Origin of the sequence: Actinacidiphila rubida, assembly GCF_900110255.1 — a bacterium.
Classification (GTDB): domain Bacteria; phylum Actinomycetota; class Actinomycetes; order Streptomycetales; family Streptomycetaceae; genus Actinacidiphila; species Actinacidiphila rubida.
This window is the reverse complement of the sequence record NZ_FODD01000004.1, coordinates 320,393-340,945: the sequence shown is the minus strand read 5'-3', so window position 1 is coordinate 340,945 and position 20,553 is coordinate 320,393. Positions and strand designations below refer to the sequence as shown.

Genomic DNA, 20,553 nt, shown 5'->3' with positions numbered 1-20,553 from the left:
GGTACGAACTTTTGCCGACTCGTGTGTCTGGTGAGGTGTGAGGGTGCCGGATGCGGGGAACCTTCTGGTCTCCGCCTGCGTTTCCGGTACGTGTTGAGTGACCTGGCGGTGACAGGGTGTGGCGAACGGCGGGGTGCGGCTACCATGACCGGCACAAGGACGGGCGGCATGACAGAGCTGTCCGCGGGGGCGGCGACCGGAGCAGTACCGGGGCGAGGAGGGCGGGCCGTGGTGCAGAAGGCCAAGATCCTCCTGGTCGATGACCGGCCGGAGAATCTTCTGGCGCTGGAGGCGATCCTCTCGGCGCTCGATCAGACACTGGTACGGGCATCGTCCGGGGAGGAAGCGCTCAAGGCGCTGCTCACCGACGACTTCGCGGTGATCCTGCTCGACGTGCAGATGCCGGGCATGGACGGCTTCGAGACCGCGGCGCACATCAAGCGGCGGGAGCGGACGCGGGACATCCCGATCATCTTCCTCACCGCGATCAACCACGGCCCGCACCACACGTTCCGCGGCTACGCGGCCGGTGCGGTCGACTACATCTCCAAGCCCTTCGACCCGTGGGTGCTGCGGGCCAAGGTGTCGGTCTTCGTGGACCTGTACATGAAGAACTGCCAGCTCCGGGAACAGGCGGCGCTGCTGCGGCTCCAGTTGGAGCAGGGCGCGCCGGGCGGCGGTTCCAACGGGAGCAGGGAGTCGGCCGGTCTGCTCGCGGAACTGTCCGCGCGGCTGGCCGCCGTCGAGGAGCAGGCCGAGGCGCTGAGCAAGCAGCTCGACGAGTCGGCGGACGCGGCGGCGGTGGCCACCGCCGCCCACCTGGAGCGCAAACTCACCGGCCTGCGGCGGGCGCTGGACGCGCTGGAGCCGCACGGCGCGGGCCGCGACGGCATCGTCAAGCAGCAGGGCCCCGAGTAGACCGGACGGGCGGAGCAGTCGGCCGCGGCCAGGTGCCGCGGCCGGTCCGCCACCGTCTCGTCGACCTGGGTTGACGCGGCGTCAATCCCCTGTCGGCGCGGGCCGACACGAACGGGCGTATGCATGGCCAGGCGTGTTCCCCGATCACAAGGGCGGTAACCTCACCACCATGGCCTCCCGTACGTCCGGCACCGCCAAGAAAGCCCCGGCGAAGCCTGCGGCCAAGAAGACCGCGGCGAAGCAGCCCGCGGCGAAGAGCGCTGCCCCCAGGGCGCCGGCGAAGAAGGCGGCCACCAAGCCCGCACCCAGGCCCGCCCCTTCGCCCACCAGCGGCCTCTACCGCCTGGTGCGCGCGCTGTGGCTGGGCCTCGCCCACACGGTGGGCGCCGTCTTCCGCGGGATAGGGCGCGGTGCGAAGGGACTGGACCCGGCCCACCGCAAGGACGGTCTGGCGCTGCTGCTGCTCGGCCTGACGCTGGTGGTGGCCGCCGGCACCTGGTCGAACCTGCACGGCCCGGTCGGCGACCTGGTCCAGACGCTGGTGACCGGCGCGTTCGGCCGCCTCGACCTGCTCGTGCCGTTCCTGCTCGGTGCCGTCGCCGTCCGGCTGATGCGCCACCCCGAACAGCCCGAGGCCAACGGACGCATCGTCATCGGCCTGTCCGCGCTGGTGATCGGCGCGCTCGGGCTGATCCACCTGGCGTGCGGCTCGCCCAGCCGCAGCGAGGGCGCCCAGGCACTGCGGGACGCCGGCGGCCTCATCGGCTGGGCCGCCGCCTCGCCGCTGCGCTACACCGTCGGCGGGCCGCTGGCCGTCCCGCTGCTGCTGCTGTTCACCGCCTTCGGACTGCTCGTCGTCACCGCCACCCCGGTGAACGCGATCCCGCAGCGGCTGCGCGCGGCCGGCACCCGGCTCGGCCTGTACGCGGGCGTCACCGAGCCCGAGGCGGTGCCGCTGGAGGACTTCTTCGACGAGGACGCGGCCGACGACCAGCGCACCGCCGACGACGAGTCGCCGGTGCGCCGCCTGCCGCTGCGCCTCACCAAGCCGCCGGCGGGATCCCGCGCGGATCCGTACGACGTCGACCGCGACGGCGCCCTGGAGGGCGACGCCGAGCCCAAGCCGCGCCGCCGGCCCCGGCGCCGCGCCGAGGCGTCCGACGGGGACGGCGGGCCGGACGCGGTGGACGTGGCCGCGGCGGCGGCCGCCGCGCTGGACGGCGCGGTGCTGCACGGCGTGCAGCCCTCGCCGCTGGTCGCGGACCTCACCAGCCGGATCAGGAAGCAGGTGCCCCCCGCCCGCGGCGAGGACCCCGCGGACGGCGGGGCCACCGCGGCCGCGGAGGGCTCCGTCCCGGACCTCACGAAGGCCGCGCCCGAACCGGCCTCGCAGCCGCTGCCGCCGCGCGCCGAGCAGCTGCAGCTGTCCGGCGACATCACGTACGCGCTGCCCTCGCTCGACCTGCTGACCCGCGGCGGGCCCGGCCGCAGCCGCAGCGCGGCCAACGACGCCGTCGTCGCCTCGCTCAAGCAGGTGTTCAAGGAGTTCAAGGTCGACGCGGACGTCACCGGCTTCACCCGCGGCCCGACGGTCACCCGGTACGAGGTCGAGCTGGGCGCCGCGGTCAAGGTCGAGCGGATCACCGCGCTGGCCAAGAACATCGCCTACTCCGTCGCCAGCCCGGACGTGCGGATCATCAGCCCGATCCCCGGCAAGTCCGCGGTCGGCATCGAGATCCCCAACAGCGACCGCGAGATGGTCAACCTCGGCGACGTGCTGCGCTCGGCCGACGCCGCGGGCGAGGACCACCCGATGACCGTCGCGCTCGGCAAGGACGTCGAGGGCGGCTACGTGATGGCCAACCTCGCGAAGATGCCGCACGTCCTGGTGGCCGGCGCCACCGGCTCCGGCAAGTCGTCCTGCATCAACTGCCTGATCACCTCGGTGATGGCCCGCGCCACCCCCGACGAGGTGCGCATGGTGCTCGTCGATCCCAAGCGCGTCGAACTCACCGCGTACGAAGGCATTCCGCACCTCGTCACGCCCATCATCACCAACCCCAAGCGGGCCGCGGAGGCCCTGCAGTGGGTGGTGCGCGAGATGGACCTGCGCTATGACGACCTCGCCGCGTACGGCTTCCGGCACATCGACGACTTCAACGCCGCGGTCCGCTCCGGCAAGGCCAGGACGCCCGAGGGCAGCGAGCGCGAGCTGGCGCCGTACCCGTACCTGCTGGTGATCGTGGACGAGCTCGCCGACCTGATGATGGTCGCGCCCAGGGACGTGGAGGACTCCATCGTCCGCATCACGCAGCTCGCCCGCGCCGCCGGCATCCACCTGGTGCTGGCCACCCAGCGCCCCAGCGTGGACGTCGTCACCGGCCTGATCAAGGCCAACGTGCCGTCCCGGCTGGCCTTCGCGACCTCCTCGCTCGCCGACAGCCGCGTGATCCTCGACCAGGCCGGCGCCGAGAAGCTCATCGGCAAGGGCGACGGCCTGTTCCTGCCGATGGGCGCCAACAAGCCGATCCGCCTGCAGGGCGCGTTCGTCACCGAGGACGAGATCGCCAAGGTCGTCGACCACTGCAAGGCGCAACTCACGCCGACCTACCGGACCGACGTCACGGTGGGCAGCGTCCCGAAGAAGGAGATCGACGAGGAGATCGGCGACGACCTGGACCTGCTGTGCCAGGCCGCGGAGCTGGTGGTCTCCACGCAGTTCGGCTCCACCTCCATGCTGCAGCGCAAGCTGCGGGTGGGCTTCGCCAAGGCGGGCCGCCTGATGGACCTGATGGAGTCGCGCAACATCGTGGGCCCCAGCGAGGGCTCCAAGGCGCGCGACGTCCTGGTGAAGGCCGACGAGATCGACGGGGTGCTCGCCGTCATCCGCGGCGGGGGTCCCCTCTGACCGGTGGACCTGACGGCCCGCCGGACACCGCCCTCCGGGGGAACCATGGCCGGAACGATGGTCCGAGGATCAGGCATCATGTGTGCCGATCGGAGACGCGGGGCAAGTTCTGGGGCAACCGTTTCTCCGGCTCGTACGTCAAGTTGATACAGGGGACGACCCCCGCCTCTGCCCTGCGGTGAAGCCTCAGCCCGTGTGGCGGACAAAAACGGCCGTCCGCTTGCTCCCGCGTTTTGTACCGCCCCTAGACTGAACTTCCAGCAGGTGGCTGCACGCTCGAAAGGCGCCCTCGTGTCCATCGGCAACTCGCCCTCCGACGACCGGCCTTCGGTCGGTCGCGCCCTCGCCCAGGCCCGCCTCGACTCCGGGCTCACCGTCGACGAGGTCAGCACCGTCACCCGGGTGCGCGTCCCGATCGTGCAGGCGATCGAGCAGGACGACTTCTCCCGGTGCGGTGGCGACGTGTACGCGCGCGGGCACGTCCGATCGTTCGCCCGCGCCGTCGGCCTCGACCCCGAACCGCTGGTCGACCAGTACGCCGCCGAGCACGGCACGGCCACCGCGACCGTGACGGTGCCGCCGGTCTACCAGGCCGACCGCGGCAAGATCAGGTCCACCGAACCCCGCAGGCCCAACTGGACGGCCGCGATGATCGCCGCGATCGTCGCCGTCATCGGGTTCGTCGGCTACACCGCCTTCAGCGGCGGCGGGGACGGCGGCAAGTCCACCGCGGGTTCCAGCACGACCCCGACCGCCGGCCGCACCACCCCCAGCCACACGCCGCAGAGCAACGGCGGCGTGCCCAAGGCCCCGCAGCCCACCAACAGCGCGATCGCCGCGGCCCCGCCCGGCAAGGTGACGGTCAAGGTGACCGCCGCGGGGGGCACCAGCTGGATCCAGGCCACCGACAGCAACGGCAAGCAGCTGTACCAGGACTCGCTGCGCAAGGGGCAGTCGATGACCTGGACCGACGACAAGAAGATCAAGCTGGTCATCGGCAACGCGGGCGCCGTGCAGATGTTCGTCAACGGCAAGGACCTGGGTGCCGCCGGCAACGACGGCCAGGTCGTCCGCCTCACCTACACGCCCGGGGATCCCACCCAGGGCTGAGCACGACAGTGCTGCTGAGACGCCGCACGGGCGCCCCGCACGCGGGCGCCGGGCGACCGTGCCGGCGTGATCTGCCGCACTGCCGCCGGAGCGCCGCCGCCGGACAGGGGCCGAGGACCGGCCCCGGGGGCGGCAGCGGGGGCCCGCGGCGCCCGGGGCGGTGACCAGGCACCCGGTACTCTGGGCAGCATGCCAGAACCCCGTACCGTCGCTCTTGTCACGCTCGGCTGCGCCCGCAATGAGGTGGACTCCGAGGAACTCGCCGGCCGGCTGGCGGCGGACGGCTGGCAGCTCGTCGACGACGCCTCCGAAGCCGACGTCGCCGTCGTGAACACCTGCGGCTTCGTCGACGCCGCCAAGAAGGACTCGGTCGACGCCCTGCTCGAGGCCAACGACCTCAAGAACCAGGGCCGCACCCAGGCCGTGGTCGCGGTCGGCTGCATGGCCGAGCGGTACGGCAAGGAGCTCGCGGACGCCCTGCCCGAGGCCGACGGCGTGCTTGGCTTCGACGACTACGCCGACATCTCCGACCGCCTGCAGACGATCCTCAGCGGCGGAGTGCACGCCCCCCACACCCCGCGCGACCGGCGCAAGCTGCTGCCGATCAGCCCGGCCCAGCGTCAGGGCGCCGCGGGTGTGGCGCTGCCCGGCCACGGCCAGGCCGACGAGGCCGCGGCGGACGGCGGTGCGACGGCCACGGAGTTCACCCAGGCGCCCGCCGACCTGCCCGACGGCGTCGCCCCCGCCTCCGGGCCGCGCGCGCCGCTGCGCCGCCGGCTCGACGCCGGACCGGTCGCCTCGGTGAAGCTGGCCTCCGGCTGCGACCGCCGGTGCACGTTCTGCGCGATCCCGTCCTTCCGCGGGTCGTTCATCTCCCGCCGCCCCTCCGACGTCCTGGGCGAGACCCGCTGGCTCGCCGAGCAGGGCGTCCGCGAGGTCATGCTCGTCAGCGAGAACAACACCTCCTACGGCAAGGACCTCGGCGACATCCGGCTGCTGGAGACGCTGCTGCCCGAACTCGCGGCGGCCGACGGCATCGAACGCGTGCGGGTCAGCTACCTCCAGCCGGCCGAGATGCGGCCCGGCCTGATCGACGTGCTGACCTCGACGCCGGGCGTCGTGCCCTACTTCGACCTGTCCTTCCAGCACTCGGCGCCGGCAGTGCTCCGCGCGATGCGGCGGTTCGGCGACACCGACCGCTTCCTCGACCTCCTGGACACGATCCGCTCCAAGGCCCCGGAGGCCGGCGTGCGGTCCAACTTCATCGTCGGCTTCCCCGGCGAGACCGAGGAGGATCTCGCCGAGCTGGAGCGGTTCCTGACGTCCGCACGGCTCGACGCCATCGGCGTCTTCGGGTACTCCGACGAGGACGGCACCGAGGCGGCGACCTACGACGGCAAGCTCGACGACGACGTGGTGGCCGCCCGGCTGGCGCGGGTCTCGCGCCTCGCCGAGGAACTGACCGCGCAGCGCGCGGAGGAGCGCGTGGGCAGCACCGTGCGGGTGCTCGTCGAGTCCGTGGACGAGGAGACCGGCGAGGTCGTCGGCCGCGCCGACCACCAGGCGCCGGAGACCGACGGCCAGGTCGTGCTGACGGTGGAGGGCGGCTGGTGGGAGCCGGCCCCCGGGGCGTTCGTCACCGCCCGCGTCACCGGCACCGAAGGCGTGGACCTGATCGCCGAGCCGCTGGCCGTCGAGGAGGGCGGGCCGCAGGTGCCCGTGGCCGCCGACGACGCCGCCGAGCCGGTCGGGGCGGCGGTGCCGGCCCAGCCCGCGGAGGCGGTGGCCAGATGACAGAAGCCCCCGCCTCGCCTCCGTCCGCGCCCGACCACCTCGGCGATCCCGAGGAGTCCAAGGCCGGGCTGTGGAACGTGGCGAACCTGCTCACCATGACCCGGCTGGTGCTCGTCCCCGGCTTCGTGCTGCTGCTGGTCCACGGCGACGGCCACGACCCGGCGTGGCGGTCCTTCGCCTGGGCGGCGTTCGCCGTCGCCATGATCACCGACCTGTTCGACGGCGAACTCGCGCGCCGCTACGGCCTGGTCACCGACTTCGGCAAGATCGCCGATCCCATCGCGGACAAGGCGATCATGGGCGCCGCCCTGGTCGGCCTGTCCGCGCTCGGGGACCTGCCGTGGTGGGTCACCATCGTCATCCTGGTGCGCGAGGTCGGCATCACGCTGATGCGGTTCTGGGTGATCCGGCACGGGGTCATCCCGGCCAGCCGCGGCGGCAAGCTCAAGACGCTCACCCAGGGCGTGGCCGTCGGCATGTACATCCTGGTGCTCACCGGGCCGCTGGCCACGATCCGGGCCTGCCTGATGGGCGCCGCGGTGGTGCTGACCGTGGCCACCGGTCTGGACTACGTGCGCCAGGCCGTCGTGCTGCGGCGGGCCGGCCTCGCGGCCGAGGCGCGGGCGCGAGGGAAGCAGCAGGGACGGCAGCAGGGACAGGGACAGGGGATATGAGCGTCGGCCAGGGGGAGGCGGCGGACGCCGCCGAGGTGCTGCGGCTGCTGGAGACGGGCGGCTGGACGCTGGCCGTGGCGGAGTCCCTGACCGGCGGCCTGGTGGCCGCCCGGATCGCGTCGGTGCCCGGCGCCTCGAAGAGCTTCCGCGGTTCGGTGACGGCGTACGCCACCGAACTGAAGCACGAACTGCTCGGTGTCGACGCCGGGCTGCTGGCCGCCCGGGGCGCGGTCGACCCTCAGGTCGCCCGGGAGATGGCCGAGGGCGTCAGGGACCGCCTGACCGCGGACTGGGGCGCCTCGACCACCGGGGTGGCCGGGCCCGACCCGCAGGACGGGCAGCCCGTCGGCACGGTGTTCGTCGCCGTCGCGGGCCCGGACCGGACCGAGGTCGCGGCGCTGCGCCTGAGCGGGGACCGTACCGCGATCCGTACCGCTTCCGTGGCGGCCGTTCTGGATCTGCTCACGGTGGAGCTGAGAAGGAGTACGGTTGCGGGTCCGAGGCCGTCACAGGGCCCAGGACAAGGCTCCTGACAGGAGTCCGAGAGCGGTGCTTAGGGAAGAAGACGGGGGGAAGTGATGTTTGCAGCCCTGAGTGAACACGTCTTCGCTCCCCGCACGGCCGGTGCCCGAGGCGGTACGGTGGGGCGAGAAGGATGCGGTTTCGCGGTCCGAGGAGGGAGCCACCGATGATCCTGCTCCGTCGCCTGCTTGGTGACGTGCTGCGTCGGCAGCGCCAGCGCCAGGGCCGTACTCTGCGTGAGGTCTCCTCGTCGGCCCGGGTCTCGCTCGGGTACCTCTCGGAGGTCGAGCGGGGGCAGAAGGAGGCGTCCTCCGAACTGCTCTCGGCGATCTGTGAGGCGCTCAGCGTGCCGATGTCCGAGGTGATGCGCGAGGTCAGCGACGATCTGTCGCTTGCCGAACTCTCGCAGTCCGCGGCCGCCGACACTTCCGCGTCGCCGATGCGCCCGGTGCTGGGTTCGGTCACGTCCGTCACCTCCGTGTCGTCCACCCCCGACGAGCGCATCACGATCAAGGCGCCCAAGAAGTCCGCGGAAGCGGTCGACGTCGTGGCTGCCTGACCAGCTGCGCCCCTGCTGTCGCGGCGGCCCCTGAAAACCGGGATTCCCGGTTCGGGGGCCGCCGCGTTTTCCGTTCCGCGGTCCTGGCCCGACCTCGCTCCGTATCTGTCCGTGAATTCCTGGCCTGTGCCTGCTTTTGCCATGTGTACGGGTCCGGGGCAGGGTAGGCGAGGAAGGTCAGCGAAGATCGAACTGTGCCAGAGCAGGACGAGACCGGCCGTCGCCTCACCTCCGCACCCCGCGGAGTGCGGTCCGCGGCCGGCGGCCGACCCGCGAGGAGACAAGCGCATGAGCGTCGTGAAGAGCCCGCTTCCGGAATCCGCCCGCAAGACCGTCGGAGAGGCCCTTCAGGGCTCCCTGGTGGATCTGATCGACCTCTCCCTGCTGGCCAAGCAGGTGCACTGGAACGTCATCGGCCCGCGCTTCCGGTCCATCCACCTCCAGCTCGACGAGGTGGTCGACAGCGCGCGGCTGGCCTCCGACACGGTGGCGGAACGCGCCTCCGCGATCGGCGTCACGCCGGACGGGCGGGCCGGCACCGTCGCCAAGACCTCCGGCATCGACACCGTGACCGACGGCTGGGTCAAGGACGGCGAGGTCGTGGAGATCATGGTCGCCGCCCTGGACGCGAGCATCACCCGGATGCGGGAACGCATCGCCGTCACCGACGAACCCGACCCCGTCACCCAGGACATCCTCATCGGCATCGCCGCGGACCTGGAGAAGTTCCACTGGATGTTCCAGGCCGAGAACGTCTGACGGCCGGCCCGCGCCCGCGCCCGCACCTCGCGTGCGGCCGGGGCCGGCGAGCTGAACCGCGTGGTGCGACCTTCTCGGGGCACAAGGAGGCGGCGATGCGTGCACGCAGTGCGGTGCGCGTCAGGCGGCTGGTACGGCGGGGACTGACGGTGGGCTGCGGGCTCGCCTGGTGGTGGGCGGCGGTGCGCCTCACCCTCGTGCCGGGCGCCCGGCCCGGGCTCGGCGAGGGCGCGGTCCTCACCGGCTGGAGCCTCGGGCTCATACCGCTGCACGCGGTGCCGGTCCACCCGCGAATATCCCGCGACGGGCCCGGCGGCCATGCCGGACCCTGGCACCGCCGCGCGGCTGAGACCGGGACCGGGGCCGAGGCCGAAGAGGGGCTCGGGCCTGATGAGGGGGCCGGGCCGGATCCGGAGGCGGCGCCTGCGTTCGAGGTGGGGTTCGTGCCCGAGATCGCACCCGAGATCGTGCCCGGGGGCGCCCTGACGGCCGGCGCAGACGGTGCCGGAGCCGTTCAGCCGCCGGAGGGCGCGGGGCCGCGCTGACAGCGCGGGCACCAGTAGGCGACCCGCTCCCGGCCGTCCTCGCCGTGTTCGGCCCGGCGCACGGGCGTGCCGCAGCGCAGGCACGGTTGGTGCTCCCTGCCGTAGACCCAGTTCGTCCGCCCCCGCCGGGTGTTCCCGGTCGTGATGTGCCCCGGCCGGGCCTTGTTCGCCTCCAGCAGCCGCTTCGCCAGCACCACGAGCTTCTGCGGCGCCGCGATCTCCCCGAACGGTGTCCACGGCGTGATCCCGCGCAGAAAGCACAGCTCCGAGACATAGACGTTGCCGATCCCCGCGAGATTGCGCTGATCCAGCAGCGCTGCGCCGACCGGCCGGCCCGGCTCGGCGCCCAGTGCGGCCAGCGCCCTGGCCGGCTCCCAGTCGGGACCCAGCAGATCGGGACCCAGGTGACCGACGACCCCGTCCTCCTCGTCGGTGGGCAGCAGCTCCAGCACCGGCAGCCGGTAGCCGACGGCCGTCCTCGCCTCGTTCTCCAGCACCGCCCGCACCTGGTGCGCCTGGCCGCCCCGCCAGCGCTCCCCGGGGGCGTACAGGTGCCACGCACCGTCCATCCGCAGGTGCGAGTGGAGGGTCAGGCCGCCCTCCAGCCGCGCCATCAGGTGCTTGCCCCGGGGGACGACCTCCAGCATCTGCCGCCCGGACAGGTCCACCGTCGCGAGCTGCGGCACCCGCAGATCCGCCCGCAGCAGCGGCCGGCCGGCCAGCGCGGCGTGCAGTCGGTGGGCGGTCAGCCAGACCGTGTCTCCTTCGGGCACCCGTCCATCATCGCCCACCCGCCGCAGGAGCCGGCCCCGCCGGCGGTCCGCCAGGATTCCGGCCGAGCCGGACGGTGTTCCCGGGCGGAGCCCGAGCGACAGGCCGCACCGGGGCGGAGCGCCGGTCGGACCGGACGGCTCGGCGGGCTATCCGTCGCGCAGCCGCAGCCCGCGCGGAGTGGCGTGGAAGCCGGCGGCTTCCAGTGCCTGGCCGAGCGACGAGGTCAGCGCGGGCTCGCCGTTCGTGCGCTCCACCGTCAGCCGGCCCAGCGCACCCTCCCTGACCGCCAGGGCGAGGGCGTCCGCCGCGGCCTGCAGGCGTATCGCGTCCCCGGGCCAGGCCAGCAAGGTCTTCCCGCCCCGCTCCACGTAGACGGCCAGTTCCCCGTCGCTGATCACCACCAGGGCGCCGGCCTTGCGCCCCGGCTTGTGGGTGACGCCCTCCGGCTGCTCCGGCCAGGGCAGCGCGGCGCCGTAGGGATTGGCCGGGTCGGCCGCCGCGAGGACCACGGTGCGGGACCTGCCCTGGTGGTCCTCCTCGCGCTCCCTGGACGTGCTGAGGGCCCGCAGCCGGTCCACGGCGCCGTCCATCGCGAACTGGGCCGCCCCGAGCCCCTCCACCACGTAGCCCCGCCGGGCCTGCCCGGTCTCCTCGAACGCGGACAGCACCCGGTAGGCCGCCGAGAAGCCTCCCGCGACGCCCTCGGCGGCCACGGCGCCGCGTGTGACCACGCCGTGCCGGTCCAGCAGCGTGTGGGTCAGCGCGTGGGCCCGCAGCGTGGGGTCGGGTTCCGCGGCCGGCACGAGCGACCACCGGCCGGCGGCCGTCGGCGGGCCGCTCCGCGACGCGGTCGCCCGCGGGGCGCGGGCGGCCAGCGAGCTGTAGCGGCCGCGCGGCACGGACTTCGGTGCCCGGTGCGCGGTGGATCCCGCGGTCCGGCCCGAACCGAGCAGGGCCCGCAGCGGCGCCAGCGTGTCGTTGGTCAGCCGCCCCGACCAGGCCAGCTCCCACACCGCGTCGGCGAGCTGCGGGTCCGTCGCCTCCACGCCCGCGGCCCGCACCTGTTCCGCGATCTGGCGGAAGAACAGCCCGTACCCACCGTCCAGCGCCGAAAGCACGGCCTGGTGCAGCGGCGACAGCTCCAGCGGCTGCGGATCGGGGATCAGCAGCGGCGCGCTGTCCGCGAGGAACAGCGAGACCCAGCCGTCCTTGCCCGGCAGCCCGCCCGCTCCCGCCCAGAGCACCTCGCCCGAGGACGTCAGCTCGTCGAGCATCGCCGGGGTGTAGCCGGTGACCCGGGACGGCAGCACCAGCTTCTCCAGGGCGGACGCGGGCACCGCCGCGCCCTGCAACTGCTCCACCGCGCGCGCCAGGCCGTCCATCCCGCGCAGGCTGTGGGTGCCGACGTGCTGCCACTGGGGCAGGAACACGCCGAGCGTCGCGGGCGGCACCGGCTCCAGTTCCTGCCGCAGCGCCGCCAGGCTGCGGCGGCGCAGCCGGCGCAGCACCGCCGCGTCGCACCACTCCTGGCCGGCCGCCCCCGGCCGGAACTCGCCCTGCACCAGCCGCCCCGCCGCGCTCAGCCGGTGCAGCGTGCCGTCGGCGACCGCCGCACCCAGCCCGAACCGGCCGGCGACCTCTCCGCTGGTGAAAGGCCCGTGCGTGCGGGCGTACCGGGCGAGCAGGTCGCCGAGCGGGTCCTTGACCGGTTCGGTGAACGCCACCGGTACGCCCACGGGCAGCGCGGTGCCCAGCGCGTCCCGCAGGCGTCCGGCGTCCTCCACGGCCGCCCAGTGCTCCTCGCCGCCGATCCGCACCCGGATCGCCCGCCGTGCCTGCTCCAGTCCGGCGGCCCACGCGCCGGTGCCTCCCCGCTCGACCAGCTCCGCCGTGGTCAGTGGCCCCAGCACGCGCAACAGGTCCGCGACGCCCTCGGCGTCCTTGACCCGCCGGTCCTCGGTGAGCCACTGCAGCTCCTGGTCCAGCTCCGCCAGCACGTCCGCGTCCAGCAGCTCGCGCAGCTCCGCCTGGCCCAGCAGCTCCGCGAGGAGCCGCGAGTCCAGCGACAGGGCCGCCGCACGGCGCTCCGCCAGCGGAGAGTCCCCTTCGTAGAGGAACTGCGCCACGTAACCGAAGAGCAGGGAGCGGGCGAACGGTGACGGCTCGTGCGTGGTGACCTCCACCAGCTTCACCCGGCGCGCCTCGATGTCGCCCATCAGCTCCACCAGGCCCGGCACGTCGAAGACGTCCTGCAGGCACTCGCGCACCGCCTCGAGGACGATCGGGAAGGACCCGAACTCCGAGGCCACCTGGAGCAGTTGCGAGGCACGCTGCCGCTGCTGCCACAGCGGCGTGCGCTTGCCGGGGCTGCGCCGGGGGAGGAGCAGCGCGCGGGCGGCGCACTCGCGGAAGCGTGCGGCGAACAGCGCCGAGCCGCCGACCTGATCGGTCACCAGCTGCTCGATCTCGCCCTTGTCGAACGCCACGTCGGCCGCGCCCACCGGCGACTGCTCGGGGTCGTACTCGGCGCCGTGCGACAGCGGGTCGGTGTCGAGCAGGTCCAGCCCCATCAGGTCCGCGTCGGGCAGTCGCAGCACGATGCCGTCGTCGGCGTGCATCGCCTGGGCGTCGAGCCCGTAGCGTTCCTGGAGGCGGGCGCCGAGCGCCAGCGCCCAGGGGGCGTGCACCTGGGCCCCGAACGGCGAGTGGATGATCACCCGCCAGTCGCCGAGCTCGTCCCTGAACCGCTCCACCACGATGGTGCGGTCGTCCGGCACGTGCCCGCAGGCCTGCCGCTGCTCGGTCAGGTAGGCCAGCACGTTGTCGATGGCCCAGGCGTCCAGGCCTGCTTCCGTCAGCCGCTCCCTGGCCGCCTCGGGAGGCATCGCGCCGACCTCGCGCAGCCACCCGCCCACGGCCCTGCCGAGCTCCAGCGGCCGGCCCAGCTGGTCGCCCTTCCAGAACGGCAGGCGGCCCGGCACGCCGGGGGCCGGGGAGACCAGCACCCGGTCCCGGGTGATGTCCTCGATCCGCCATGAGGTCGTGCCGAGGGTGAACACGTCGCCCACCCGCGACTCGTAGACCATCTCCTCGTCCAGCTCACCGACCCGGCCGCCGCCCTTCTTGGGGTCTGCGCCGGCGAGGAAGACGCCGAACAGGCCGCGGTCCGGGATGGTGCCGCCGGAGGTCACCGCCAGCCGCTGGGCGCCGGGCCGGCCGGTCAGGGTGTTCGCCACCCGGTCCCATACCAGGCGCGGGCGCAGCTCGGCGAAGGCGTCCGACGGGTAGCGGCCCGCCAGCATGTCCAGCACCGCCACGTAGGCCGAGTGCGGCAGCGAGGCGAACGGCGCCGCGCGGCGGACCACGGCGAGCAGCTCGTCCACGTCCCAGGAGTCGAGTGCCGTCATCGCGACGATCTGCTGGGCCAGCACGTCGAGCGGGTTGGCCGGCACCCGCAGGGCCTCGATGCCGCCCTCCCGCATCCGCTCGGTGACGACCGCCGACTGCACCAGGTCGCCCCGGTACTTCGGGAAGACCACGCCGGTGGAGACCGCGCCGACCTGGTGGCCCGCCCGGCCCACGCGCTGCAGCCCCGACGCGACCGACGGGGGTGACTCGACCTGGACCACGAGGTCGACCGCGCCCATGTCGATGCCCAGCTCCAGGCTGGAGGTCGCGACCACAGCCGGCAGCCGGCCCGCCTTCAGGTCCTCCTCGACCAGCGCCCGCTGCTCCTTGGACACCGAGCCGTGGTGGGCGCGGGCCAGCACCGGGGCGGCGCCGCGGGCCGCCCCCGACTGGGCCATGAGCTGGGCGGGCGTGTGGGCCTCGGGCAGGGGTTCGCCCTCGGCCCGTTCCTGCCCGATCTCGTTGAGCCGGTTGCACAGCCGCTCCGCCAGCCGCCGCGAGTTGGCGAAGACGATCGTCGACCGGTGGGCCTGCACCAGGTCCGCGATCCGCTCCTCGACATGCGGCCAGATCGACGGACGCTCCGCGGGCCCGGCCGCGGGCCCGGTGTGCTCCGCCGCGTCCGCCGCCGGCGAACCGCCCAGCTCGCCCATGTCCTCCACGGGCACGACCACCGACAGGTCGAACTCCTTCTGCGACGGCGGCTGCACGATCGTCACCCGCCGCTGCGGCGACAGGTAGCGGGCGATCTCGTCCACCGGGCGCACCGTCGCGGACAGGCCGATCCGTCGCGCGGGCCGGTCCAGCACCTCGTCGAGGCGCTCAAGCGTCAGGGCCAGATGGGCTCCGCGCTTGGTGCCCGCCACCGCGTGCACCTCGTCGAGGATCACCGTCTCGACGCCGCTCAGGGCCTCGCGGGCGGCCGAGGTGAGCATCAGGAACAGCGACTCGGGCGTGGTGATGAGGATGTCCGGCGGCCGCGTGACGAGTGCCCGCCGCTCGGCGGGCGGCGTGTCCCCTGACCGGATGCCGACCCGCACCTCGGGCTCCGGCAGGCCCAGGCGAACGGACTCCTGCCGCAGCCCGGCGAGGGGGCTGCGCAGGTTGCGTTCGACGTCGACCGCGAGGGCCTTGAGCGGAGACACGTACAGCACGCGGCAGCGCCGCTTGGTCTCGGCGGGCGGGGGAACGCTGGCCAGCCGGTCCAGCGCTGCCAGGAACGCGGCCAGGGTCTTGCCCGATCCGGTCGGTGCCACGACCAGCACGTCGGAGCCCTCCGCGATGGCCGACCACGCGCCGGCCTGGGCGGCGGTGGGCTCGCGGAACGCCCCGGTGAACCACGCGCGGGTGGCCGGGGAGAACGCCTTGAGGCTGCTGTGACGGGACTGATCGGACATGGCTCCCATCCTGCCTCGCCGCACCGACACCGCGCTGGCGAGACCGTCCAGCCTGTGGATAACCCCTGGCGCGGACACGCCACCGTGCGGTCAGAATGGGCCATGGCCCCGCGCGAACAGGCACGGCACTGGGAGCACCCCGGCCTCCCCGGCGTCGATCTGCTGCACGCCCGCTACATCCGCCACACGTTCTCCAGGCACGCGCACGACGGCTACGTGGTCGCCGCGGTCACCAGCGGTGTGGAGGCCGTCGGGCTGCCCGGCGGCGACCGGCACGCGGGGGCCGGGGGAGTGGTCCTCCTCAATCCCGAGACACCGCACACCGCCTACGCGGGCAGCGAGGACGGCTGGAGCTACCGGGTCCTCTACCCTGCCCGTTCGGTCGTCGCCTCCGTCGCCGCGGAGACCTCGGCGCTGCGCGGAACCCCGGCCTTCAGCGCCACCGTGCTCGACGACCCGGCCACCGCCCGGATGATCGCCGACGTGCACCGGGCCGCCGAACACGACAACCCCCTCGCCGCCGACACCCTCCTGCGCCTCGTCCTGGCCCGCCTGCTCGCACGGCACGGCACGGCCGTCGCCGCGGCGGAACCGGACGGGCAGGGTGCGGGCGGCGGTCCGCGCGCCGCCGCCCAGGCCCGCGACCTGCTCGCCGCCTCACTCGTCGAGCCGCCCAGCCTGGAGCAGCTCGCCGCGGAGACGGGCGTCAGCCCCTTTGCCCTCCTGCGGTCGTTCAAGAAGGCCTACGGACTGCCCCCGCACGCCTGGCTGACCGGTGAGCGGGTGAGTGCCGCGCGCCGCCTGCTGGACGCCGGGGCCAGCCCGGCCGACACCGCGGCGGCCGTCGGCTTCACCGACCAGCCGCACCTCAACCGGCATTTCAGCCGCATCGTCGGAGTCCCGCCGGGCGCCTACCAGCGCGAGCGCAAGAACGTACAAGACCTTCCGCGTGCGGCGGCCCTACCGTCGGCCGGGTGACCGCACCACCGATACCCGCACCCAGCCCCGCGCCCGAGGCCCCGGAGGCCGGCCGCCGCGCCGTCGTCCGCGACGCCCTCGGTGTCGGCGTGGCCGTCGGCCTGTCCGGATTCGCCTTCGGCGTGACCTCGGCGGGGGCCGGGTTCTCCCTCGTGCAGACCTGCGCCATGTCCCTGCTCGTCTTCACCGGCGCCTCCCAGTTCGCCCTGGTCGGCGCGCTCGGATCGGGTGGCAACCCGTTCGCGGCGGCCGCCGGGGCGCTGTTCCTGGGGACCCGCAACGCCTTCTACGGGCTCCGGCTCTCCCCACTCCTCGCGTTCCCCCGAGCCGTGCGCCCGCTGGCCGCGCAGTGGGTGATCGACGAGACCTCCGCGGTGGCCCTGTCGCAACGTGGCCGGGACGACGCCAGGCTCGGCTTCACCGTCACCGGGGCGAGCCTCTACCTGCTGTGGAACGTGACCACGCTCGCCGGCGCGCTGGGCGCCTCGGCCCTCGGCGACCCGGCGGCATGGGGTCTGGACGCGGCCGGACCCGCGGTGTTCCTCGCGCTGCTGGCTCCCATGGTCAAGGACCGGACGGAGCGGACGGCCGCCGCCTCCGCCGTCCTGCTGGCGCTGGCGTTCCTGCCGCTGCTCCCCGCGGGCGTGCCCGTCCTGGTCTCCGCGCTGGCCGCGCCCCTGGCCCTCGCCGCATGCCGAAGGAACCGCCGCCGAGGACAGGCGGCAGAGGAGGGAGCGACCCGTGACCACCGGCGCTGACGCGTGGATCGCCCTCGCGATCACGGCCCTGGGCTGCTACGGGGTGAAACTCCTCGGGCTGTCGATCCCGGCCGGGCTGCTGGAACGCCCGCTGGTCAGGCGCCTGGCGGCCCTGGTGCCGATCGCCCTGCTGGCCGCCCTGACCGCGCTGCAGACCTTCGGGACCACCACGCGGCACCTGGCGGTCGACGCCCGCTCCGCCGGACTCGCCGCCGCCGCGGTGGCGCTCCTGCTGCGGGCGCCGTTCCTCGTCGTGGTCGCGGCGGGCGTGCTGGTCACCGCGGCGGTGCGCGCGGTGGCGTGACGGGGCCGCTGGGTGGGCTGGGCGCAGGCAGCCGGGACGGGTAAGGACCACCCTCAAGGGCGGGCGGCTGCTACCCGCCCGTGCCGCGCGATACTGGCATCTATGCGTCTGACGATTTTCTGGGAGCGGATGCGCGCCCACTTCGGCGAGACCTACGCCGACTCCTTCGCCCGCGACCATGTGATGTCCCAGTTGGGCGGCCGTACGGTGCTTCAGGCACTGGACGACGGCTGGGAGGCGAAGGACGTGTGGCGTGCGGTGTGCGCGGCCATGGACGTGCCCGCCTCGCACCGTTGAGACCGGCGAGCGGGGAGGGCCGGGCGAGAGCCGGCGGGGGATCGGGGCCCGGGAATGTTGGGCACCCGGCCGATAGTGCAAACGGGGAGAAATCAGGACTAAAAGTCCGCCTCGTTCCAGACTGACCGTGTGGCCGACCACGACGACACCCCGGAACCGGACCCCGCCGCGTCCGGGGACGGGGGGCTCCGGTCGGCCGTTTCCGTGCCGCGGTGGCTGCCGCGGGCCGTCGTCCTCGTCCTCGCCCTGGTCGCCTGCTACCAGTTCGCCCACTGGGTGTTCTCGCGCCTCGTCGGCCTGCTGGTCAACGTCCTGGTCTCGTTCTTCTGCGCCGTGGCCATCGAGCCCGCCGTGGACTGGATGGCCCGCCGGCGCGTCCGCCGCGGTCTGGCCACCGGCATCGTCCTGCTCGTGGTCTTCGCCGCGGCCGCCGGCTTCCTCCTCGCCCTCGGCACGCTGCTCGTCGACCAGATCAGGACGATCGCCGACAATCTCCCGCACTACGTGGACGACGTGGCCATGTGGAGCAACCGCCACTTCCACACCCACCTGAAGACCGGGAACCTCCAGGACAAGCTGCTGCACTCCAACTGGGTGCGCACCTACCTCGCCAACGGCGCGAGCAACGCGTGGGGCATCTCCACGACCATCTTCGGGACCGTCTTCCAGCTGTTCACGGTGCTGCTGTTCACGTACTACCTGGCCGCGGACGGGCCCCGGCTGCGGCGCACCCTGTGCTCGATGCTGCCGCCGGCCCGCCAGGCCGAGGTGCTCAGGGCCTGGGACCTCGCGGTCGCCAAGACCGGCGGCTACCTGTACTCCCGGGCCCTGATGGCGCTCATCTCCGGCGTGGCCCACTACATCCTGCTGCAGGTGCTCGACGTGCCCTACGCGCCCGCGCTGGCGGTCTGGGTGGGCGTCGTCTCGCAGTTCGTGCCCACGATCGGCACCTACCTGGCCGGCGCCCTGCCCGTCCTCATCGCCTTCACCGAGGACCCCTGGGACGCGCTGTGGGTCCTGTGCTTCGTCGTGATCTACCAGCAGTTCGAGAACTACGTGCTGCAGCCGCGGATCACCGCGCGAACCGTCGACATTCACCCGGCCGTCGCATTCGGCTCGGTGGTGGCGGGCACCGCGCTGCTGGGCGCGGTGGGCGCCCTCGTCGCCATCCCGGCCACCGCCACCCTCCAGGGCTTCTTCTCCTCCTACGTGCGGCGTTACGAGGTCACCGATCGGCGGCTGTGACCTCGGCGGCCTCGGCCGCCAGCTTCTCCAGGGCCAGTTCGTGCGCGCGGGTCAGGGCGTCCGCGGCGGGGACCGCGACGTCCGGCTGCACCCCGGTGCCCTCCCAGTTGGCGCCGGAGACGGGGTTGACCGAGCGGCCGACCGGGATCGTCGCCTCCAGGTGCGGGTGCACGGTCCAGCCCTCGCGGGGGTGCGCGCCGCCGCCGGTGCACTCCCCCACGACGACCGCGCGGCCCAGTTGCTGCAGGTCGTAGGCCAGCTCCTCGCCGCCGGAGAAGGTGGCCGGAGAGGTGAGCACGTACAGCGGCTTCGTGCCGCCGAATCGGGCGCCGGGCACGTGGGTCGCACTCCACGACTGCTCCTGGACCTCGCCGCGCTTCCAGACCTGCGTGTTCAGGTGCGTGCGCTCGTCCAGCAGGTAACTGCACACCAGCGCGACCGTCTCCGGCACCCCGCCGCGGCAGCGCCGCAGGTCCAGGATCAGCGCCCGCGCCGGAGCGACCAGGTTCAGCGCCGCGCCCAGCGGCTCGGCCGCCCACTCGATCGGGAAGATCACCGGCCCCAGTTCCAGGACGGCCACCCGGCCGTCCAGCATCTCCACGCGGGGCGCGCCGCCGAGTGAGGAGTCGAACTCCTCGCGCAACCCCGCGAGCGTCGCCTCGCCCTGTCCGGAGGGGACCTCGTCGGCGTGGAAGAGCAGTCGCAGGTGCAGGTCGCCGTTGACCGACTGCAGGTCGTCGGTGACGAGCCGGGCGAGTTCCCCGGCGTCGTCCACGGCGTAGGCCCCGTCGGCGAGCCGCCGTCGGAGCACCGCGGCGATCTGCCCGGCGATCTCGGGGAAGACGTAGTTCTCGGTGAGCAGGCCGATCGTCTCGTCGACGGCGGCGGCGAGGGCGGACCCGGACTGCGTGGTGGTCGTCATGGCAGAGGAGTAGAGCACCGGTCTTGCGAAAGCGTCAAGAGGATTGGACACTTAATCCATGCCCGACGAGACTCCGCGCCCGCAGCCGCCCCAGGACGTCCAGGAGGTCGGCTCGCCCCAGCAGTTCGCCGCACTGGCCCACCCGCTCCGCCAGCGGCTGCTGTTCGCCCTCGGCCACCGCCCGGCCACCATCAGCGGGCTCGCCGCCCAGCTCGAGGTGGGCAAGGGCAACGTGGCCCACCACCTGAAGGTCCTGCGCGAGGCGGGTCTGGTGTACGTCGCCGAGACCCGGCAGGTGCGGGGCGGGACGGAGCAGCACTACCAGCGCACCGCCCGCAGGATGCTGATCGCCGAACCGGCGGGCGCCGGCACGGTCGCGATGTTCGGCGCGTTCGCCCAGGAACTGGACCGCTCGGCGGCGGAGACCGTGGTGACGCTCCGGCATCTGCGGCTGACGCCGGAGCAGGCCCGCGTGCTCGGCGAGACCCTGGCCCGGCTGGTGGACGAGGCCGAGGAAGGGGCGGCCGACGACGCCGTGCACGGCGTGCTGGTCGCGATGTACGAGCGGGCCAGGCCGGAGGCGGGCGGTCCGGTCTGAGTCGGCGCGGCCGTCGGCGGGTCGCTTGACACGAAAATCGAACATCCATTCTGATGGAAGTGTCGGGCGGGAAAATCCGTCCC

Annotated in this window: 18 protein-coding genes; 15 read left to right on the top strand and 3 right to left on the bottom strand. The window is 73.5% G+C overall.

Features of this window, described 5'->3' with window-relative positions; translation table 11 throughout:
* The first annotated feature begins 228 nt into the window (after window positions 1-228).
* The 9 genes from BMW99_RS06005 to BMW99_RS39925 all read left to right on the top strand — a co-directional run bounded on the left by BMW99_RS06005 (window position 229) and on the right by BMW99_RS39925 (window position 9,789).
* Entirely contained in the window at window positions 229-918 is a 690-nt protein-coding gene (locus BMW99_RS06005) for a response regulator (protein WP_069463110.1), read from the top strand.
* A 169-nt stretch (window positions 919-1,087) separates the two neighbouring features.
* On the top strand, window positions 1,088-3,826 hold the full coding sequence (locus tag BMW99_RS06000; RefSeq protein ID WP_069463114.1) for a DNA translocase FtsK: 2,739 nt from the start codon (window positions 1,088-1,090) through the stop codon (window positions 3,824-3,826).
* Between the two features lie 291 nt (window positions 3,827-4,117).
* Window positions 4,118-4,936: a helix-turn-helix domain-containing protein gene (locus BMW99_RS05995; protein WP_069463111.1), complete on the top strand. Its 819-nt coding sequence runs from the start codon at window positions 4,118-4,120 to the stop codon at window positions 4,934-4,936.
* Between the two features lie 189 nt (window positions 4,937-5,125).
* The gene (gene rimO, locus BMW99_RS05990; RefSeq protein ID WP_075016349.1) at window positions 5,126-6,730 is read left to right on the top strand and encodes a 30S ribosomal protein S12 methylthiotransferase RimO; all 1,605 of its coding nucleotides are present in this window, start codon (window positions 5,126-5,128) and stop codon (window positions 6,728-6,730) included.
* Window positions 6,727-7,404 (top strand): CDP-diacylglycerol--glycerol-3-phosphate 3-phosphatidyltransferase, encoded by a 678-nt coding sequence (gene pgsA / locus BMW99_RS05985; RefSeq protein ID WP_069464263.1) that lies wholly within the window; start codon window positions 6,727-6,729, stop codon window positions 7,402-7,404. The genes rimO and pgsA overlap by 4 nt, the downstream gene beginning before the upstream one ends.
* Window positions 7,401-7,937, top strand: a complete 537-nt coding sequence (locus BMW99_RS05980) for a CinA family protein (protein ID WP_069464262.1) — start codon at window positions 7,401-7,403, stop codon at window positions 7,935-7,937. Before pgsA ends, BMW99_RS05980 begins: the two co-directional genes overlap by 4 nt.
* A gap of 155 nt (window positions 7,938-8,092) precedes the next feature.
* On the top strand, window positions 8,093-8,485 hold the full coding sequence (locus tag BMW99_RS05975; RefSeq protein ID WP_069464261.1) for a helix-turn-helix domain-containing protein: 393 nt from the start codon (window positions 8,093-8,095) through the stop codon (window positions 8,483-8,485).
* 288 nt (window positions 8,486-8,773) lie between these two features.
* Window positions 8,774-9,244 (top strand): Dps family protein, encoded by a 471-nt coding sequence (locus tag BMW99_RS05970; RefSeq protein ID WP_069464260.1) that lies wholly within the window; start codon window positions 8,774-8,776, stop codon window positions 9,242-9,244.
* A 95-nt stretch (window positions 9,245-9,339) separates the two neighbouring features.
* Complete coding sequence (locus BMW99_RS39925) at window positions 9,340-9,789, top strand: hypothetical protein (protein WP_141726194.1); 450 nt, start codon at window positions 9,340-9,342, stop codon at window positions 9,787-9,789.
* On the opposite strand, the gene BMW99_RS05960 is transcribed toward BMW99_RS39925, so the two are convergent.
* Window positions 9,759-10,562 (bottom strand): DNA-formamidopyrimidine glycosylase family protein, encoded by an 804-nt coding sequence (locus BMW99_RS05960; protein ID WP_069464258.1) that lies wholly within the window; start codon window positions 10,560-10,562, stop codon window positions 9,759-9,761. The two genes, BMW99_RS39925 and BMW99_RS05960, sit on opposite strands and share 31 nt — an antisense overlap.
* A 147-nt stretch (window positions 10,563-10,709) precedes the next feature.
* Window positions 10,710-15,368 carry an ATP-dependent helicase gene (locus BMW99_RS05955; protein WP_075016348.1) on the bottom strand — a complete coding sequence of 1,553 codons (4,659 nt, stop codon included), beginning with the start codon at window positions 15,366-15,368 and terminating at the stop codon, window positions 10,710-10,712.
* A 102-nt stretch (window positions 15,369-15,470) separates the two neighbouring features.
* On the opposite strand from BMW99_RS05955, the gene BMW99_RS05950 reads away from it, so the two are divergent.
* The 5 genes from BMW99_RS05950 (at window position 15,471) to BMW99_RS05930 (ending at window position 18,950) form a co-directional block, all read left to right on the top strand.
* A complete protein-coding gene (locus tag BMW99_RS05950) occupies window positions 15,471-16,346 on the top strand; it encodes an AraC family transcriptional regulator (RefSeq protein ID WP_069466474.1) in 876 nt (291 codons plus the stop codon).
* On the top strand, window positions 16,343-17,104 hold the full coding sequence (locus BMW99_RS05945; RefSeq protein WP_069466475.1) for an AzlC family ABC transporter permease: 762 nt from the start codon (window positions 16,343-16,345) through the stop codon (window positions 17,102-17,104). The genes BMW99_RS05950 and BMW99_RS05945 overlap by 4 nt, the downstream gene beginning before the upstream one ends.
* Window positions 17,088-17,408 carry an AzlD domain-containing protein gene (locus BMW99_RS05940; RefSeq protein ID WP_069466476.1) on the top strand — a complete coding sequence of 107 codons (321 nt, stop codon included), beginning with the start codon at window positions 17,088-17,090 and terminating at the stop codon, window positions 17,406-17,408. The genes BMW99_RS05945 and BMW99_RS05940 overlap by 17 nt, the downstream gene beginning before the upstream one ends.
* Before the next feature lie 102 nt (window positions 17,409-17,510).
* Window positions 17,511-17,705 carry a DUF3046 domain-containing protein gene (locus BMW99_RS05935; protein ID WP_069466477.1) on the top strand — a complete coding sequence of 65 codons (195 nt, stop codon included), beginning with the start codon at window positions 17,511-17,513 and terminating at the stop codon, window positions 17,703-17,705.
* A gap of 129 nt (window positions 17,706-17,834) precedes the next feature.
* Window positions 17,835-18,950 (top strand): AI-2E family transporter, encoded by a 1,116-nt coding sequence (locus BMW99_RS05930; RefSeq protein ID WP_069466478.1) that lies wholly within the window; start codon window positions 17,835-17,837, stop codon window positions 18,948-18,950.
* Here the strand turns inward: BMW99_RS05930 and BMW99_RS05925 are convergent.
* Window positions 18,931-19,872 (bottom strand): S41 family peptidase, encoded by a 942-nt coding sequence (locus BMW99_RS05925; RefSeq protein ID WP_069466479.1) that lies wholly within the window; start codon window positions 19,870-19,872, stop codon window positions 18,931-18,933. The genes BMW99_RS05930 and BMW99_RS05925 overlap by 20 nt on opposite strands.
* 58 nt (window positions 19,873-19,930) lie before the next feature.
* On the opposite strand from BMW99_RS05925, the gene BMW99_RS05920 reads away from it, so the two are divergent.
* The gene (locus BMW99_RS05920; protein WP_069466480.1) at window positions 19,931-20,470 is read left to right on the top strand and encodes an ArsR/SmtB family transcription factor; all 540 of its coding nucleotides are present in this window, start codon (window positions 19,931-19,933) and stop codon (window positions 20,468-20,470) included.
* Window positions 20,471-20,553: the final 83 nt, after the last annotated feature.

Coding starts and splice junctions, on each gene's coding strand:
- BMW99_RS06000 (WP_069463114.1), top strand. CDS start 1,088: ATGGCCTCCCGTACGTCCGGCACCGCCAAGAAAGCCCCGGCGAAGCCT.
- rimO (WP_075016349.1), top strand. CDS start 5,126: ATGCCAGAACCCCGTACCGTCGCTCTTGTCACGCTCGGCTGCGCCCGC.
- pgsA (WP_069464263.1), top strand. CDS start 6,727: ATGACAGAAGCCCCCGCCTCGCCTCCGTCCGCGCCCGACCACCTCGGC.
- BMW99_RS05980 (WP_069464262.1), top strand. CDS start 7,401: ATGAGCGTCGGCCAGGGGGAGGCGGCGGACGCCGCCGAGGTGCTGCGG.
- BMW99_RS05975 (WP_069464261.1), top strand. CDS start 8,093: ATGATCCTGCTCCGTCGCCTGCTTGGTGACGTGCTGCGTCGGCAGCGC.
- BMW99_RS05970 (WP_069464260.1), top strand. CDS start 8,774: ATGAGCGTCGTGAAGAGCCCGCTTCCGGAATCCGCCCGCAAGACCGTC.
- BMW99_RS39925 (WP_141726194.1), top strand. CDS start 9,340: ATGCGTGCACGCAGTGCGGTGCGCGTCAGGCGGCTGGTACGGCGGGGA.
- BMW99_RS05955 (WP_075016348.1), bottom strand. CDS start 15,368: ATGTCCGATCAGTCCCGTCACAGCAGCCTCAAGGCGTTCTCCCCGGCC.
- BMW99_RS05950 (WP_069466474.1), top strand. CDS start 15,471: ATGGCCCCGCGCGAACAGGCACGGCACTGGGAGCACCCCGGCCTCCCC.
- BMW99_RS05935 (WP_069466477.1), top strand. CDS start 17,511: ATGCGTCTGACGATTTTCTGGGAGCGGATGCGCGCCCACTTCGGCGAG.
- BMW99_RS05925 (WP_069466479.1), bottom strand. CDS start 19,872: ATGACGACCACCACGCAGTCCGGGTCCGCCCTCGCCGCCGCCGTCGAC.
- BMW99_RS05920 (WP_069466480.1), top strand. CDS start 19,931: ATGCCCGACGAGACTCCGCGCCCGCAGCCGCCCCAGGACGTCCAGGAG.